The organism is Symbioplanes lichenis (assembly GCF_030709675.1).
Taxonomy (GTDB): Bacteria; Actinomycetota; Actinomycetes; order Mycobacteriales; family Micromonosporaceae; genus Actinoplanes; species Actinoplanes lichenis.
This window is the reverse complement of the sequence record NZ_JAUZQD010000002.1, coordinates 718,744-735,467: the sequence shown is the minus strand read 5'-3', so window position 1 is coordinate 735,467 and position 16,724 is coordinate 718,744. Positions and strand designations below refer to the sequence as shown.

Genomic DNA, 16,724 nt, shown 5'->3' with positions numbered 1-16,724 from the left:
GCATGCGATTGATCGTCGCCATGACCGGGGCGACCGGTGCCGCGCTCGGGGTCCGGCTGCTCCAGCGGCTGCGGGAGATCGGCACGGTGGAGACCCATCTGGTGCTGAGCCGGTGGTCGCGGCCGACGCTCGAGCTGGAGACCCCGTACACGGTGGCCGAGGTGCGCGCGCTGGCCGACGTCAGCTACGGGCCGGGCGATCAGGCCGCGGCGATCTCGAGCGGCTCCTTCCGTACGGCGGGAATGGTCGTGATCCCCTGCAGCATGAAGACGCTCGCGGCGATCCGGGCCGGCTACGCGGAGGACCTCGTCACCCGGGCCGCCGACGTGGTGATCAAGGAGCGGCGGCGGCTGGTGCTGGTAACCCGGGAGACGCCGCTGTCGCCGATCCACCTGGAGAACATGCTCGGGCTGGCCCGGATCGGCGTGACGATCATGCCGCCCGTGCCCGCCTACTACGCCCGCCCGCACGACCTCGACGACGTCGCGGACAACTTCGCCGGCCGGGTGCTCGACCAGTTCGGGCTGGACTCCGGCGGCGTGCACCGCTGGGGCGGCCTGCCCGTGAGCCCGTCCGGCGAGGACCTGCTGAAGGGAACCGAATGAAGCGACTCAGGGATCTCCGCGAGTATCTGGCGGTGCTGGCGGCGCACGGCGACGTCCGCGAGATCGACGACCCGGTGGATCCGCACCTGGAGGCCGGGGCGGCGGCCCGCTGGACGTACGAGCACCGCGGTCCGGCCCTGATGCTCAACGACCTCATCGGGACCGGGCGGTTCTGCCGGGTGCTCGCGGCGCCCGCCGGGCTCAGCAGCATCCCGGGCAGCCCGCTGGCCCGCGTGGCCCTGTCGCTCGGGCTGGACGTCACCGCCACGGCGCACGAGATCGTCGACGCGCTGGCGAGCGCCCGCACCCGTGAGCCGATCCCGCCGGTGGTCGTCGACTCCGCCCCCTGCCAGGACAACGTGCTGCTGGGCGACGACGCGAACCTCGACCGGTTCCCCTCGACGCTGCTGCACGAGGGCGACGGCGGCCCGTACCTCAACACCTGGGGCACGATCATCGTGGCGACGCCGGACGGCACGTTCACCAACTGGGCCATCGCCCGGGTCATGAAGATCGACGGCAAGCGGATGACGGGGACGTTCATCCCGACCCAGCACCTCGGGCAGATCCGCAAGATGTGGGACAACCTCGGCCAGCCCATGCCGTTCGCGATCGTGCAGGGCACCGAGCCGGGCATCCCGTTCGTGGCGAGCATGCCGCTGCCCGACGGGGTCGAGGAGACCGGCTTCCTGGGCGCGCACTTCGGCGAGCCGCTGGAGCTGGTGCGGGCCAAGACCGTGGACCTGCTGGTCCCGGCCAGCGCCGAGATCGTCATCGAGGGCCACGTCATGCCCGGGCGGACGGCGGTCGAGGGCCCGATGGGCGAGTACGCCGGCTACCAGCCGCGGCACACCAGCATGCAACCGGAGTACGTCGTCGAGGCGATCACCTACCGCGACGATCCCGTCTGGCCCATCTCGGTCGCCGGTGAGCCGGTCGACGAGACGCACACCGCCTGGGGCCTGGTCACCGCGGCCGAGGCGCTGGCGTTGCTGCGCGCCGCGAAGCTGCCCGTCGCCACGGCGTGGATGCCGTTCGAGGCGGCCGCGCACTGGCTGGTCATCACGCTGACCGAGGACTGGCGTGACCGGTTGCCGGGCCTGAGCCGAGACGCGGTGTGCCTGCGCATCTCGCAGGTGCTGGCGGCCACCCGGATCGAGGCCATGATGACCCGCGTCTTCGTGCTCGACGACGACATCGACCCCTCCGACCCAGCCGAGCTGGCGTGGGGGATCGCCACCCGGGTCAGTCCCGCGCACGGCCGGTTCGTGCGCCACGGCATGATCAACCCCCTCGCGGGCTGCTACTCCGCCGAGGAACGCCGGCTCGGCTACGGCCCCAAGGTTGTGCTCAACGGACTTCTCCCGCCGGCGGCCGAGCGCAGCCGGCGCAGCTCCTTCCGCTACAGCTACCCCGAAGCGGTGCGGCAGCGGGTCGCCGAGCTGCTCGCCTGAGGTGCCCCTACCCGATCAGTGAGGTCAGCCATGGACGAGATTCGCGAGGCGATCGTGCACGGGGACTACGCGGCGGCGGCGAGCCTGCCCGTGCCCGAGTTCTACCGGGCCGTGACCGTGCACGACGACGAGACCGGCATGTTCGAGGGCATGGCGCTGGCCGACCGCGACCCGCGCAAGTCCCTGCACGTCGACGACGTGCCCACCCCCGAGCTCGGCCCGGGCGAGGCCCTGGTGGCGGTGATGGCCAGCGCCATCAACTACAACACCGTGTGGACCTCGATCTTCGAGCCGATCCCGACCTTCACCTTCCTGCGCCGCTACGGCCGGTCGAACGCGCTGGCCAAGCGGCACGACCTGCCGTACCACGTCATCGGCTCGGACCTGTCCGGCGTCGTGCTGCGCACCGGGCCCGGCGTGCACGCCTGGAAGCCGGGCGACGAGGTCGTCGCGCACTGCCTCAGCGTGGAGATGGAGGGCCCGGACGGGCACAACGACGCGATGCTCGACAGCGAGCAGCGGATCTGGGGCTTCGAGACCAACTTCGGCGGGCTGGCCGAGATCGCCCTGGTCAAGTCGACCCAGCTGATGCCCAAGCCGGCCCACCTGAGCTGGGAGGAGGCCGCGTCGCCGGGGCTGGTCAACTCCACCGCGTACCGGCAGCTGGTCTCGCGCAACGGCGCCGACATGAAGCAGGGCGACACCGTGCTCATCTGGGGCGCGTCCGGCGGTCTCGGCTCCTACGCCACCCAGTACGCGCTCAACGGCGGGGCCATCCCGGTCTGTGTCGTGTCGAGCCCGGAGAAGGCGGAGGTCTGCCGGGCGATGGGGGCCGAGCACGTCATCGATCGCAGCGCGGACGGCTACCGCTTCTGGAAGGACGACCACACCCAGGATCCCAAGGAGTGGCGGCGCTTCGGTGCGCGGATCCGCGAGCTGACGGGCGGCGACGACCCGGACATCGTCTTCGAGCATCCGGGCCGGGAGACCTTCGGTGCCTCGGTCTACGTGGCCCGCCGCGGCGGCACGATCGTCACCTGCGCGTCGACCTCCGGCTACGAGCACCAGTTCGACAACCGCTACCTGTGGATGAACCTCAAGCGGGTGATCGGGACGCACTTCGCCAACTACCGCGAGGCCTGGGAGGCCAACCGGCTGGTCGCCAAGGGGCGGATCCACCCGACGGTGTCCACCATGTACCCGCTCGAGCAGACCGGCCAGGCGGTCCTGGACCTGCACCGCAACGTGCACCAGGGCAAGGTCGGCGTGCGGGTGCTGGCCCCGGCCGACGGGCTGGGGATCCGCGACGGGGAGCTGCGCGAGCGGCACCTGGCGGCCATCAACCGGTTCCGCGTCCCGGCGTGATCGGCTTCCTGGGCACCGGTTCGTACGTGCCGGACCGGATCGTCACCAACGCGGAGCTGGCGGCCCGGATCCCGGACTGCGACGCCGCGTGGATCAGCCGCCGGACGCTGATCGAGACCCGGCGCTACGCGCTGCCCGGGCAGGCCACCTCCGACCTGGCCGCGGCGGCGGCGACGGCGGCGCTGACCCGCGCGGGCGTCGAGGCGGGCGACATCGACTTCCTGATCGTGTCCACCTCGACCGGGGACTTTCCCCAGCCCCCGACCTCGTACGTGGTGCAGGAGCTGATCGGGGCCCGCAACGCGGCCTGCCTCGACGTCAACGTCGTGTGCGCCGGTTTTGTCTACGCCTTCGAACTCGCGCGCGGTCTGCTGCTCTCCCGCCCCGGCACCAGGGCGCTCGTGGTGGCCGCCGACGTCTATTCGCGGATCCTCGACTTCGCCGACCGGCGGACGGCGGTGCTGTTCGGGGACGGGGCGGGCGCGGCGGTGCTCGGGGAGGTGCCCGGCCCGTACGGGATCCTGGAGACCGACCTGGTCAGCATGGGGGAGGCCCGCGAGCTGATCCACGTGGCGGCCGGGGGCAGCCGCACCCCGGCGTCGCCGGCCACTCTCGCGTCGGGCGGGCACTTCTTCCGGATGGACGGCCGCGGCGTCCGCGACTTCGTGCTGGACCAGGTGCCGCCGGTGCTGGGCAAGCTGCTGGCGCGGGCCGGGGCGGCGCCCGGCGAGGTGGACGTGTTCGTGCCGCACCAGGCCAACGGCGTGCTCCTCGGCGAGCTGGCCGAGCGATGCGGGCTCGGCTCGGCGCACACACACCTGACGGTCTCGCGCTACGGCAACGTGGGCAGCGCCTCCGTGCCGGTCGCCCTGGACGACGCCGTACGCGAGGGCCGGCTGGCCGACGGTGATCTGGTGCTGCTGGCCGGCTTCGGCGGGGGCATGGCGATCGGCGCCTCGCTCATGCGCTGGGGTGCGCCGGTCTGAGCCACTCGGGCCGGCCGGAGCCCCGGGGCACCAGCACGGTGCGGTAGTGCCCCGGCGTGGCGGACATGCGGATCTGCTCGGTCACCCCCTGGTAGTGCCCGAGCGGCGTCTCGGCGGTGAACAGCTCGGGGTCGTGGTAGGCGTGCTCGGGGCCCTGCCCGGCGGTGGCATGGGCGTAGTCCCGGTCGAAGACGCCGAGCCCGAGGATCCACAGCGCGGTCCGGGTCAGCGACACGTGCACCCGGTAGCTGCCGCCGTGCACGGCCCGCCGGCACAGGGCCTCGATCGCGCCCGCCGCCATCAGCCAGGCGACGATGTAGTCGTTGACCACCAGGATCGGCGGCAGGGACGGCTTGCTGCCGGTCGGGCCCAGCCCGCCCTCCAGGTGCATCATCCCGGTCAGGCTGCCCGCGCTCTGGTCGAAGCCGACGCGTCCGGCCCACGGCCCCGCCGGCCCGTTGAGCGAGGCGGTGACGTGCACGATGCCGGGGCGCAGGGCGGCGGCCTGCTCCGCGTCCAGCCCGAAGCGGGCGAGGTGGCCGGGGCGCCGGTTGGCGTAGAACACGTCGGTGCCGGCCAGGAGCCCGTGCAGGACGGCCAGGTCGTCGGCCGCGCGGGGGTTGAGGGTGGTGGAGCGTACGCCCACGTTGGCCGTGGCATAGGTGACCGGGTGCTCCAGCTGCATCGGGTGCCACACGTTGAGCACGTCCGCGCCGTGCAGGGCCAGCGCCCGCCCGGCCCCGGCGCCGGCGATCACGTGACCCATTCCGAGCGCACGGACGCCGGTCAGCGGGTCGGCGACGCCCGGCGGCAGCGGCTCGGGCGCGGAGTCGCCGATGCGCTCGACGCTGACCAGCGGCAGGTGGGCCAGGTGGTCGCGGTAGTGCGGCTCGTCGAGGAACTCGGCGGTGGTGCGCAGCATCGGCATGACGCAGCCCGCCTCGGCCGCCGCGTCCTCCAGCTCGCGGCCCTTCCAGCGGGCGACGGCGGCGCGCACGGCGTCGGTGTCGTCCGGGACGCCGAGCAGCCGCTGGGCGGCGACCTTGATCTTCGGGTACGGGTTGAGCGGCATCACCCAGCGGTCGTCGGCGGTGCGGTAGAACCCGAACGCGAACGCCGCGCTGCCCGCGTTGGCCGGGGATCCGAGCAGGTGCCCGTTGAGCTTCTCCCAGCGCCCGTCGTAGAAGGGGCACAGCCGGTGCGGGGTGACCCGCAGGTCGACGTCGATGTCCTGGCCCTCGCCGCCGCGCAGCCGCCACAGCTTGGCCACCGCCGCCGCCTTGGTGGCCAGGGCGATGGCCGAGGCCCCGCCCAGGCGCAGCGTGCTGGGCACCACGGGGTCGGCCCCGGCGAAGCCGATCCGCCCGCCGGTGTCGGCCGGGCTCATCCCGAGCCCGGCCAGCACCTCGGTCAGCGCGGCGTGCGGGTCGAAGCCGTCGTGGGCCGCGGGGTGCGCCACCGCGTCCGCGACCCGGCCGGTCAGGTCCGTCATCGTGCTGTCCTTCCAGATCAGGACGCGGAGGCGCCCGCGGGGTCCAGCCGCAGGGCGGCGAGCGCGTCGCGCAGGCTGGCCCGCGAGGTGATGCCCAGCTTCGGATAGGCCCGGTAGAGGTGGTTCCCCACGGTGCGCGGCGACAGGAACAGCCGCTGGCCGATCTGCTTGTTGGTCAGCCCGTCGGCGGCGAGCCGGATGATCGCGAGCTCCTGCGGCGTGAGCGCGGCCGGATCGTCGGGCTCGGCGGCGGTGTCGCGGTCGCCGGCAGCGCGCAGCTCGGCCTTGGCCCGGGCCGCCCAGGGCTGGGCGCCGAGGTCCTGGAACGCGGTCAGCGCGGTGCGCAGGTGCCGCCGGGCCTCGTTGGTCGCGCGGACGCGGCGCAGGTGCTCACCGTAGGCGAGCTGGATGCGGGCCCGGTCGTAGGGCAGGCGGTTGACGCCGGGCAGAGCGAGAGCGCTCTCGTAGCTGCGGGCGGCCCGGGCGCGGGGAGCCACCAAGGCCGCGCAGGCGGCGGTCTGCAGGGCGAGCCGGGGTGACAGCGAGGGCATCTCCGAGGCCTGCATCGCCCGGACGCAGAGCTCGGCCTCGCGCTGACGGCCGGTGTGGACGGTGGCCAGGACGACGTCGAAGGACATCTGCATCTGCTCGATCGACGACGGCAGGGCCGGGTCGGGCAGCCCGGCCTCGGCCGCGTAGTGGTAGGCCGCCTCGAAGTCGGCGGCGCCGAGGGCTTCGAGCATGCGCGCGTGCGCGGCGAGCAGCAGGATGACCCGGGCATCGCGCGGCACCGCCCAGGCGACCAGCTCGCGGGTCAGGGTGCGGGTCCGCTCGGTGTCGCCGCGCAGGGCGGCGAGGACGGCGACGCTGCCCTCGGTGAGCCAGGACAGGGCCCGCTGCCCGTTCTCCTCGCAGAGGCGGGCTATCTCCGCGCTCAGCGAGTCGACGTCGGACCAGCGGCCGTGCACGAGCGCGTCCGCGCACAGGAAGTTGAGCGCGCGGATGGCGTGCGTCGTGGGCTGGTGGCCGTTGCGGCCGTTCTCGGCCACCCGCCACAGGGCGGCCCGCAGCTCGCCGAGCCGGTCGATCGGGGCGCACGCCTCCGCCAGCCGGATGATCTTGTTGGGGTCCTTGTCGGTCATCGCCGAGGCGATCTTGCGGTCGACGACCGCCAGGCGGGCGGCGTCGGCGCGCGCGGGATCGGCGGCGGCCTGCCACGTCGTGATCTCGAAGGTGGTCAGGTGCGTGCGGTACTTGCCGACCAGCCGCAGGAAGACGTCCCACAGCTCGGGGCGGCCGCTGAGCCGGCACACGCGCAGCAGCGTCCACAGCGCGGACTTGAGCAGGATGACGCTCTCGACCTGCTCGGCGGTACGCGCTTCGAGCGCCGAGACCAGCAGGCCGGCCGCGGTGTCGGTGTCGCCGTCGCCGAGCAGGAACGTGGTGGCCGCGGCCACGATCGCCGGCAGGGTGTCGTCGAAGTCGGGGTCGTTCTCGCGGGCGTTGCGCACCAGCCGGGAGGCGGCGTCGAGGTCACCCGTGCCGTCCGCGCTCATGGTCGCGGCGTAGCCGAGGCGCTGGGCCCGGCGGCGCGGGTCGGCGCTGAGGTCGGCCGAGCGGGTCATCAGCCGCACGGCGCTGACGACCGCCCCGCGGCTCATCGCCTTGAGCGCCGCGTCGTGCAGCAGCTCCGCGGTGGTGCTGTCGGCGGCGATGACCGACTGGGACAGGTGCCAGGCGTGCAGCTCGGGCCGGTCGATCAGGGCCTCGGCCAGGCGCCGGTGCGCCGAGCGCCGCTGACCGGGCGTGGCGAGCGCGACCACCGTCGCTCGGGCCAGCGGGTGGCGGAAGACGAGCCGGCTGCCGGTGTCGTCCACTCCGGCCAGGTGCGCGTCCTCGGCCTGCCGCAGGGCGGTTTCGAGCTCCGGCCCGGCGAAGGCTTCGAGCACGGTCAGGTCACCGGTGCCTTCCAGAGCGGCGGCGAGCAGCACGTGCCGGGCCCCGGGCGGCAGCGCCTCGACCTGGGGCCGGTAGAGCTCCTGCAGCCGCTCGGTCAGCGGCAGGATCGTCGGCAGGGCCGCGGCGACCTCCCGTTGGGTGCGGGTCAGGGGCAGGGGCAGCTCGCGCAGGGCCAGCGGGTTGCCGCCCGCCTCGCCGACGATCTGCCGGCGCACCCGGGCGGACAGCTGGGGGAAGCGGCGCTGCAGCAAAGTGTGCGCGGCGGTCTCGTCCAGCGGCTCGAGCGGGTGCAGGGGCAGGCCGTGCAGCTCGGTGCGGCCGGTGGTGGTGCGTACCGTGGCGATGAGCCGGGCTCCGGTGCCGGTGAGCCGGGTGCCGAGCACGCACAGCACCTGGGTGCTGATCGGATCCATCCGGTGCACGTCGTCGACGGCGATCAACGGGCTGGCCGCGCGGGCGTGCCGCAGCACCGCCCGGACGGCGTTGGCCAGCTTGGGGATGCGGGCCCGCTCACCGTCCCGGCAGCGGCGGGCGATGTCGGCGACGCGCTTCTCCTGGGCGGGGCTGCCGGCGGCGAGCTCGAGCAGCAGGTCGAGCAGATCGGTCAGCCCGGAGCAGGGCGCCTGCCCGGCCGGGCCGGCGCCGGTCACGCGCAGGACGGTCAGGCCGCGCGCCTGGGCCAGGGCGACCGCGTGGTCGAGCACGGCGGTCTTGCCGCTGCCGATCGGCCCCGAGACCATGAGGGCGCCGCCCTCGCCGGCGCCGAGCAGATGGCTCACGGCGCGCCGTGCGTCGTCCTGCCCCACCAGCGGGCCCGCCGGCGGTTCGAGCAACGTTTTCACGCCGTTCCCGCGAATGCCGGGTCCTCTTGGTGCGTGGGATCACCGATGCTCATCGCGGGGCTCCGCCGGCCGTCGTCCGGGCCACGCCAGTACACGCTGACAACGGTGTCTCCCTCGGCGAGATAAGACGCCACTACGAATCGCCACCCGTCGTTAATGGTCGCGACAAATGTGACGACACCGCAAACCTAACCGGCCGTCGGTTGAAGGCGCAAGGTCCACAAGTGCACACCGCGCAGGGCACGCGAGGGCAGAGTGCCGCGCACGTCCGTCCTTTCCGCTCGTCGGCAAAACGCTGTGAGCTGCTGATTTGTGGATGTCAAGGGGTGCTGGCTTTGAAGTCCATCAAAGTCCACTGTGTCCCGTCTTGCGTGATCCAGCACGCCGCCGGGCGGCCGGGACGGCGACTACCAGGTCGGAGGATAGCGGCGGGCGGGCCCGGGCAGGCACGATGTCCCGGCGTGCCGGAAAAGGAATGAGCCCGAGGAGAAGAATGGCCGTGAAGAGCTCACCCGAGCATTTCCAGAAATGGGTGAGGACTTTCCATCCGGCCCCGGGCGCCACGGTGCGGCTGGTCTGCCTGCCGCACGCCGGCGGCTCCGCGAGCTTCTTCTTCCCGCTGGCCCGCGCGTTCGGCGCGGACGTCGAGGTCATGGCCGTGCAGTACCCGGGCCGCCAGGACCGCCGCCACGAGCCCGCCATCGACTCGGTCGGCGCCTACGCCGACGAGATCTTCGCCGTCCTGCGCCACCTCGACGACCGGCCGCTGGCGCTGTTCGGGCACAGCATGGGCGCCGTGCTCGGCTACGAGGTCGCCCTCCGGCTGGCCCGGGCCGGGCTGCCCGCCCCGGCGCGCCTGTTCGTCTCCGGCCGCCGCGCCCCCTCCCGGCACCGCGACGAGAGCGTGCACCGGTCCCCGGACGCGCAGATCGTGGCGGAGCTACGCCGCCTCGGCGGGCCGCACCAGGGCATGCTGGCCGACCCCGAGGTGCTGGCGCTGGTCCTGCCGGCGATCCGCAGCGACTACCGGGCGATCGAGCAGTACCGCCACGATCCGGCCGAGCGGCTCGACTGCCCGGTGACCGTGCTGGTCGGCGACGACGATCCGCGGGTCACCGTCGACGAGGCCCGGGCCTGGGCGCAGCACACCACCGGGCCGGCCGAGCTGAAGGTGTTCCCCGGAGGGCACTTCTACCTCGTCGAGCGGGCCGCGGCCGTCATCGACCTGCTGGCCCGGCGGCTGAGCACCGTGCAGGCGCGGACCCGCGGCTGAGGCACGTCCGACGACCCAGGGGTGACACATGACCGACGCCTTGCTGGCCGCGCTGGCCGCCGGGGTACGCACGATCGAGCTCGGCCAGCCCCTGTTCACCGGGATGCCCTGCTCGCCCAACCATCCCGGCTTCCGGATGACCCTGGCCCGCCGGCACGGCGACCAGGTCCGGCCCGACGGCGGCTCGGCCAGCAACGAGGTGATCGTCACCGGCGGGCACGTGGGCACCCACATCGACGCGCTGGCGCACGTCAGCCAGGACGGCCGGCTGCACGGCGGCGTGGACGCCGAGGCGGCCCAGCGCGGCGGCGCGTTCTCCGAGCTGGGCGCCGAGCTGATCCCGCCCCTGATCACCCGGGCGGTGCTGCTCGACGTCGCGGGCACCCGGGGGGTGAAGGTGCTCGACCCCGGCTACGAGGTGACCCGGCGCGACCTCGAGGACGCCGCCGAGCGGGCCGGGGCGGCCCCGGAACCGGGCGGTGTCGTCGTGGTGCGCACCGGCTGGGCGACCCACTTCGCGGACGCCGGGACGTATCTGGGGCGGGCGAGCGGCGTACCCGGCATCGGCGAGGACGCGGCCGCCTGGCTGGCGGCGCACGAGATCGTGGCCACGGGCGCCGACACGACCGCGTACGAGCGGATCCCCCCGGGCGAGGGCCACCGGACCCTGCCGGTGCACCGGCTGCTGCTGGTCGAGCACGGCATCCACATCATGGAGCACCTCAACCTGGAGGACGCGGCCGCCGCGGGACTGACCGCGTTCGCCATCGTGGTGGCGCCGCTGCGCATCGTCGGCGGCACGGGCTCGCCGATCCGCCCCCTCGCGGTGGTGAGCGCATGAGCGCGACGCCCGCCGAACAGCTCGGCGCCCTCGCGGCCCGGGTCGCCAAGGACGGCCTGAGCACCGCCCGCCGCGACGAGGTCGCCGGGCGGGTGCTGGACCTGCTGGGCATCTGCCTCGCCGCGCTGTCCGAACGCCCGGCCGAGGTGGTCGCCGCGACCGTGGGCGAGTGGGGCGGTCATCCGGTGGCCACGGCGATCGGCTCGGCCACCCGGCTCCCCGCGCCCTCGGCCGCGCTGGTCAACGGCACGCTCGGGCACTCCCTCGATTTCGACGACACGCACCTGCCCTCGGTGCTGCACCCCTCGGCCGCCGTGGTCCCGGCCGCGCTGGCCGTCGCGGAGCAGGACGACGTCTCCGGGCCCGCCTTCCTCGACGCCGTCGCCGTGGGGGTCGAGGTGACCTGCCGGCTGGGCATGGCGGCCTACGACCGGGAACACGCGAACTCGATCTTCTTCGACCGGGGGCAGCACGCCACCGCGATCTGCGGCACGGTCGGCGCCGCGGTCGCCGCCGGGATGCTCGCCGGGCTGACCGCCGACCAGCTCACCTCGGCGATCGGCATCGCGTCGAGCATGGGCTCGGGCGTCATCGAGGCCAACCGGACCGGCGGCACGGTCAAGCGGGTGCACTGCGGCTGGGCCGCGCACGCCGGCGTGGTCGCCGCCACCCTGGCCCGGCACGGGCTGACCGGCCCGCCCACCGTGCTCGAGGGCCGCTTCGGGCTGCTGCGCGCCTTCTGCGGCGACCGCTTCGACATCGGCGCGGTCACCGGCGGGCTCGGCGAGCGGTGGGAGAGCGACCGCCTGTTCGTCAAGCCCTACCCCTGCAACCACTTCACCCACGCCGGGGTGGACGCGGCGCTGCGGCTGCGCGGGGCGGGGCTGGACCCGGCCACGATCACCGGCATCACGCTGGGCGTGCCCGAGCCGGTGCTGCGCACGATCGCCGAGCCGCTGGCGGACAAGCGGCGGCCGCTGTCGGGCTACCACGGCGCGTTCAGCGGCCCGTACACGGTGGCCGCCGCGCTGCTGGGCCGTGGTGGCGGGCTCGGACTGTCGCACGAGGACTTCACCGACGCCGCGGTCGCCGACCCGGCCCGGCTGGCGCTGGCCGCCCTGGTCACCCCGGAGGCGGACGCGGAATGTACGCGGATCTTCCCGCACCAGTTCCCGGCCGTGCTCACCGTGCGGCTCAGCGGCGGGGAAGTGCTGCGCGAACGAGTGAGCCACAACCGGGGCGGCCCGGAGAACCCGCTCAGCGCGCACGAGCTGACCACCAAGTTCCGCATGAACGCGGCCCGGGCCGTCGACGACGCCACCGCCACCGCCCTGGCCGGGCTCGTCCTGCGACTCAGCTCGGACAGCCGGCCGGCGGCGATCACCGATCTGGTGCGCGCGCGGGCCTGACCCACGGCGAGCCAACGAAGCAGGGGAGACGATCGTGTACCTTCCGGACTCGGCGCGGTGGATGCTCACCCACGGGCTGATCAGGCTGGCCATGCGCCGGCAGGCCGCCAAGGGCAACCCCGCCACGCGGCGCATGACCGACCCGGCGGTGCGGCTGAACCCGTACGCGCACTACGACGCCATGCGCTCCGACGACCCGTTCGTCGGCGGGCTGGGCAGCAAGATGACCGTGCGCCACGACGTGGCCGTCGAGGTGCTGCGCTCCGACGCGATGGGCGCCGCGACCTTCGGCGGGGCGCCGGGCCCGATCCGGCGCATCCTGACCGCGTCGGCCCCGAGCGCCGCCCGCAGCGTGTTCGAGCCGCCGTCGATGGTCGCCGTGGACCCGCCGTACCACACCCGCTATCGCAAACTGGTCGTGCGCGCGTTCAGCGCCAAGGCGGTCAACGCGCTACGGGTGCGCACCGAGGAGGTCGCCGCGGCGCTGCTCGACGACATCGCGGCGCGTGACCTGCGCGAGCCGGTCGACATCGTCCGGGCGTACGCGTCGCAACTGCCCTCGGTCGTCATCTGCGAGATGCTCGGGGCGCCCACCGACATGAGCGAGCAGTTCCTGGACTGGAGCGACGCCGCGGCCAGCCCGCTGGATCCGGGCATGTCCCGGCGGCAGTTCCTGGCCGACCAGCGCCGCATCGACGCGCTGCTGGACTGGCTGCGCGGGCACTTCGACCACCTGCGCCGCCACCCCGGCCAGGACATCATGTCCGACCTGGTCAACTCGACCGACGCCGACGGGCGGCGGCTGACCGAGGCGGAGCTGCTGGCCACCACGATGCTCGTGCTCGCCGCCGGGCTGGAGACCACGGTCAACCTCATGGCCAACGGCATCGCCCTGCTCGAGCAGCACCCCGACCAGCGCGCGGTGCTGGCCGAGCGGCCCGAGCTGTGGCCCAACGCCGTCGACGAGATGCTGCGCATCGAGTCGCCGGTGCAGCGCATCTCGCGGCGGGCGCTGCGCGACACCACGATCGCCGGGGCCGACCTGGTGGCCGGGGAGATCGTGGTGGTCATGCTCGGCGCGGCCAACCGGGACCCGCACGTCTTCGCCGACCCGGCCACCTTCGACGTCACCCGGGCCAACGCCGGCAAGCACCTGGCCTTCTCCAGCGGCATCCACTACTGCCTGGGCGCGGCGCTGGCCAAGATGGAGGGCGAGGTCGGATTCCGGGCGCTCTACGACCGCTTCCCGGACCTGGCGCTGGTCGACGCGGGCGAGCGCAAGCCGACCCGCAACCTGCGCGGCTTCAACCGGCTGACCGCCACCCTCGCGCCCACCCCGGTGCGCTGAGGCGCGATGCCCGACCCCCAGCGGCCCGCGGACGACGCCGGCCTGACCCACCGGCAGATCCTCGTCGTGCTGTGCGGCCTGCTCATGGGCGTCGCGCTGAGCGCCCTGGACCAGACGATCGTCGCCACCTCGATCCGGACCATCGCCGACCACTTCCACCACTTCGAGCTGCTGGCCTGGGTCACCACCGCCTACCTGGCCACCTCGACGATCGTCACCCCGCTGTTCGGCAAGCTGTCCGACCTGTACGGCCGCAAGCCCTGCTACGTCGCCGCGGTCAGCATCTTCGCGGTCGGCTCGCTGGCCTGCGCCTGCGCCACGTCGATCTATCAGCTGGCCGTCTTCCGGGGCGTGCAGGGCATCGGCGCCGGCGGCCTGTTCTCGCTGGCGTTCACGATCCTCGGGGACATCGTGGCGCCCCGGCAGCGGGCCCGGTACCAGGGCTGGTTCCTGGCCGTGTTCACCGGCGCCAACCTGCTCGGCCCGCTGGTCGGCGGGATCCTGGCCGGCGCGCCGAGCATCCTGGGGATCACCGGCTGGCGCTGGGTGTTCCTGATCAACGTGCCGCTGAGCGTGGCGACGCTGGCGGTCGTCGTGCGGGTGCTCACCTTCGACCGGGTGCGGGCGGGGGGCGTACGCGTGGACTGGGCCGGCGGCGTCCTGCTCGTCGCCGGCGTCGCCCCGCTGCTGATCGTCGCCGAGCTCGGCCGCGCCTGGGGCTGGGGCTCGGCCGCGTCGCTCGGGTGCTTCGCCGTCTTCGCGGTCAGCACCGCCGCGTACGTGTGGTCGGGCAAGATCGCCGGGGAGCGCGCCTTCCTGCCGCTGCGCGTCTTCGCGAACCGATCGTTCGTCAAGGGCACGCTGGTCGCGTTCGTCGTCGGCACGGTCATGGTCGGCGTCATCAGCATCATTCCCCAGTTCTTCCAGGTGTCGCACGGGATGGGCCCCATGGAGGCCGGGTTCCGGCTGCTGCCGACGATGCTGGGCGCGATCGTGGGCGCCCTGTGCTCCGGGCAGCTGATCGTGCGCACCGGCCGCTATCGCGGGCAGGCGGTGACCGGCGGGGTGCTGACGGTGGCGAGCCTGGCCGGGCTTTACTTCCTCACCGGCGACGCGTCGTGGCCCTTCGAGCTGGTCGCCCTGGTCCTCGGGTTCGGCGTCGGGATGTTCAACCAGCCGCTCACGCTCGCGGTGCAGAACGTGCTGCCGGCCCGGGACATGGGCGTGTCGACCGGGGCGGTCACCTTCTTCCGGCAGCTCGGCGGCACGCTCGGGCTGGCGTTCTTCCTGACGCTGTTCTTCGTGTGCACCCCGGCGGCGGTCGAGCGGCGGGTGGCGGCGGTCAGCGGTGAGGCGGACTTCCGGGCGGCGGTGGTGCAGGTCGCGGCGACCTCGGCCGACCCCGATGCGCGTACGGTCGCCGTCGCCCTGCGCGAGCGGGACACCGCCGCGGCCACCGACGTCGTCGTCCACGACAGCGACGTGTTGCAGGCCCTGCCCGCCGTGGTGCGCCGCCCCTTCGAGCGGGCCTTCGCCGACGCGATGGGCATCGTCTTCCTCGCCGCGGCCGCCGTCGCCCTGGCCGGACTGCTCCTGCTGCTCAGCTGGCCGCCGGTGCCGCTGCGGGGCGAGTCCGGGCTGCAGGAAGCGGCCCGGCAATAACTCCTCGTCATTTCGTGTTCACGCGCATTCTTTGTCGGCAATTCGTCAGCACTCTTACCATCATTTGTGCGGAAGATCACATGACTCTCCAGATGGAGTCAAACTACTCATGCCGATCGATCCGGCCGCGCGAAGCATTGAGTCGTTGCTTCGCAATTTGTCCGCTGGGCGAGAGGTCGATGGGCGTATGAAGTCAAGCCGGTGCCAGGTACGGTCCTCCCTTCTCGGCAGCCCGTCCGACCCGTTCACGCGGGCCCTGCTGGCGGGGGAGATCCGCGACTGCCGGCTGGCGCTGTCGGTGTCCGCCTGGCTCACCGGCGCGGTCCGGACCGGCCTCGGCCTCGCCGCCGAGGCGGCCGGGAACGGCTGCGACGGCCAGTGCGCGCCGTTCGCCGAGGCGTGGCACGCGCTGCTGCTGATCCGGGTGCGCGAGCTGGCCGGGGCGGCGCGCCTCCTGGTCGCCGCCGACGACCAGGCGTCCGACGACGTCGATGCCGCCTGGGCGGTGGCCCGGGCCGAGTTCGCGCTCGCCTCCGGGGAGACCGCCGAGGCGGTCGTGCGGGCGACCGTCGGCATGGAGGTGGCCGAGCGGTCCGGCGCCTACGCCCTGCTGCCCAACCTGCACGCGGTGCTGGCCGTCAACGCCGTACGGCAGTCCGACATGGTCGCCGCGCTGCAGTACGCCCGGCTGCTCGGCGACGACGCCCTCATCGGCCGCACCGCCTACGTGCCCGGCCAGAGCGCCTGGGCGTCCGCCCTGGTCGTGGAGGCGGCCACCGGCCCGGCCAGCGCCGCTCACCTGGCCGAGCGCCTGATCGTCGACGACCGGCTCGGCCCGGAACTGCTGGCCGCCCAGCCCGCGGCCGCCGCCTGGCTGGTCCGGGTCGCCCGCGGCGCGGGCAACGAAGAGCTCGCCGCGCGGTGCGCGGAACGCGCCGGCACCATCGCGCGCGAGTCCTGGGGGTTCCGCTCCCTGCACGCGGCCGCGCTGCACGCCGAGGGGCTGGCCGAGAAGAGCCCGGAGAAGCTGCGCGCGGCCGCCGCGCTGCACCTCGACCGCTGGGCCGGGGCGTCGGCCGCCGAGGACCAGGCGGCGCTGATCTCGCGGCAGCGCGGCGGGCGCGATGCGGCCGTCGCCCAGCTGCGGCAGGCGGCCACCCGCTACGGCGAGGCCGGCGCGCCCCGCGACCTGGCCCGGGTGACGAGCAAGCTGCGCGACCTCGGTGTGCGGTCCGGCCGCGCGCTGCGCCCGGTGCGGCGCAACGGGCACCGGGTCGGCTTCCTGACCGACACCGAGTTCTCCGTCGCCGACCTGGTCAGTCAGGGGCTCACCAACGACCAGGTGGGCCAGAGCCTCTACATCTCCGGCCACACGGTGGCGTTCCACCTCAAGAAGATCTTCCGCAAGCTCGAGGTGTCGTCCCGGGTCGAACTGGCCGGGGCGTGGGGCAATCTCACCGCCGATCAGCGCGACGCCGTCTGACCATT

At 73.8% G+C, this 16,724-nt stretch carries 12 protein-coding genes; 10 read left to right on the top strand and 2 right to left on the bottom strand.

What is annotated here, in order from left to right:
• Positions 1-2: 2 nt before the first annotated feature.
• Genes RAN62_RS07240 through RAN62_RS07225 form a run of 4 tightly spaced genes read left to right on the top strand, consistent with a single transcriptional unit; the run spans position 3 to position 4,410 of the window.
• Complete coding sequence (locus RAN62_RS07240) at positions 3-605, top strand: UbiX family flavin prenyltransferase (RefSeq protein WP_305783693.1); 603 nt, start codon at positions 3-5, stop codon at positions 603-605.
• A complete protein-coding gene (locus RAN62_RS07235; RefSeq protein WP_305783692.1) occupies positions 602-2,059 on the top strand; it encodes a UbiD family decarboxylase in 1,458 nt (485 codons plus the stop codon). The genes RAN62_RS07240 and RAN62_RS07235 overlap by 4 nt, the downstream gene beginning before the upstream one ends.
• 30 nt (positions 2,060-2,089) lie before the next feature.
• Positions 2,090-3,424 carry a crotonyl-CoA carboxylase/reductase gene (gene ccrA / locus RAN62_RS07230; RefSeq protein ID WP_305783691.1) on the top strand — a complete coding sequence of 445 codons (1,335 nt, stop codon included), beginning with the start codon at positions 2,090-2,092 and terminating at the stop codon, positions 3,422-3,424.
• Positions 3,421-4,410 (top strand): 3-oxoacyl-ACP synthase III family protein, encoded by a 990-nt coding sequence (locus tag RAN62_RS07225; protein ID WP_305783690.1) that lies wholly within the window; start codon positions 3,421-3,423, stop codon positions 4,408-4,410. Before ccrA ends, RAN62_RS07225 begins: the two co-directional genes overlap by 4 nt.
• Here the strand turns inward: RAN62_RS07225 and RAN62_RS07220 are convergent.
• Positions 4,385-5,902 carry a CoA transferase gene (locus tag RAN62_RS07220; RefSeq protein ID WP_305783689.1) on the bottom strand — a complete coding sequence of 506 codons (1,518 nt, stop codon included), beginning with the start codon at positions 5,900-5,902 and terminating at the stop codon, positions 4,385-4,387. The two genes, RAN62_RS07225 and RAN62_RS07220, sit on opposite strands and share 26 nt — an antisense overlap.
• Before the next feature lie 17 nt (positions 5,903-5,919).
• A complete protein-coding gene (locus RAN62_RS07215) occupies positions 5,920-8,703 on the bottom strand; it encodes a LuxR C-terminal-related transcriptional regulator (RefSeq protein ID WP_305783688.1) in 2,784 nt (927 codons plus the stop codon).
• Between the two features lie 499 nt (positions 8,704-9,202).
• Here RAN62_RS07215 and RAN62_RS07210 point away from each other — a divergent pair, with 499 nt between their 5' ends.
• The 6 genes from RAN62_RS07210 (at position 9,203) to RAN62_RS07185 (ending at position 16,719) form a co-directional block, all read left to right on the top strand.
• Positions 9,203-9,976, top strand: coding sequence for a thioesterase II family protein (locus RAN62_RS07210; protein WP_305783687.1), 774 nt, complete (start codon positions 9,203-9,205; stop codon positions 9,974-9,976).
• A gap of 28 nt (positions 9,977-10,004) precedes the next feature.
• The gene (locus RAN62_RS07205) at positions 10,005-10,817 is read left to right on the top strand and encodes a cyclase family protein (protein WP_305783686.1); all 813 of its coding nucleotides are present in this window, start codon (positions 10,005-10,007) and stop codon (positions 10,815-10,817) included.
• Positions 10,814-12,226, top strand: coding sequence for an MmgE/PrpD family protein (locus tag RAN62_RS07200; protein ID WP_305783685.1), 1,413 nt, complete (start codon positions 10,814-10,816; stop codon positions 12,224-12,226). Before RAN62_RS07205 ends, RAN62_RS07200 begins: the two co-directional genes overlap by 4 nt.
• Positions 12,227-12,260: 34 nt before the next feature.
• Positions 12,261-13,574 carry a cytochrome P450 gene (locus RAN62_RS07195; protein ID WP_305783684.1) on the top strand — a complete coding sequence of 438 codons (1,314 nt, stop codon included), beginning with the start codon at positions 12,261-12,263 and terminating at the stop codon, positions 13,572-13,574.
• 6 nt (positions 13,575-13,580) lie between these two features.
• Positions 13,581-15,236 carry an MDR family MFS transporter gene (locus RAN62_RS07190; protein ID WP_305783683.1) on the top strand — a complete coding sequence of 552 codons (1,656 nt, stop codon included), beginning with the start codon at positions 13,581-13,583 and terminating at the stop codon, positions 15,234-15,236.
• Positions 15,237-15,423: 187 nt separating this feature from the next.
• Positions 15,424-16,719: a LuxR family transcriptional regulator gene (locus RAN62_RS07185; RefSeq protein ID WP_305783682.1), complete on the top strand. Its 1,296-nt coding sequence runs from the start codon at positions 15,424-15,426 to the stop codon at positions 16,717-16,719.
• Positions 16,720-16,724: the final 5 nt, after the last annotated feature.

Bases quoted from the DNA above. Each gene is read 5' to 3' on its own strand.
- RAN62_RS07240 (WP_305783693.1), top strand. From the start codon at position 3: ATGCGATTGATCGTCGCCATGACCGGGGCGACCGGTGCCGCGCTCGGG.
- RAN62_RS07235 (WP_305783692.1), top strand. From the start codon at position 602: ATGAAGCGACTCAGGGATCTCCGCGAGTATCTGGCGGTGCTGGCGGCG.
- ccrA (WP_305783691.1), top strand. From the start codon at position 2,090: ATGGACGAGATTCGCGAGGCGATCGTGCACGGGGACTACGCGGCGGCG.
- RAN62_RS07220 (WP_305783689.1), bottom strand. From the start codon at position 5,902: ATGACGGACCTGACCGGCCGGGTCGCGGACGCGGTGGCGCACCCCGCG.
- RAN62_RS07205 (WP_305783686.1), top strand. From the start codon at position 10,005: ATGACCGACGCCTTGCTGGCCGCGCTGGCCGCCGGGGTACGCACGATC.
- RAN62_RS07200 (WP_305783685.1), top strand. From the start codon at position 10,814: ATGAGCGCGACGCCCGCCGAACAGCTCGGCGCCCTCGCGGCCCGGGTC.
- RAN62_RS07190 (WP_305783683.1), top strand. From the start codon at position 13,581: ATGCCCGACCCCCAGCGGCCCGCGGACGACGCCGGCCTGACCCACCGG.
- RAN62_RS07185 (WP_305783682.1), top strand. From the start codon at position 15,424: ATGAAGTCAAGCCGGTGCCAGGTACGGTCCTCCCTTCTCGGCAGCCCG.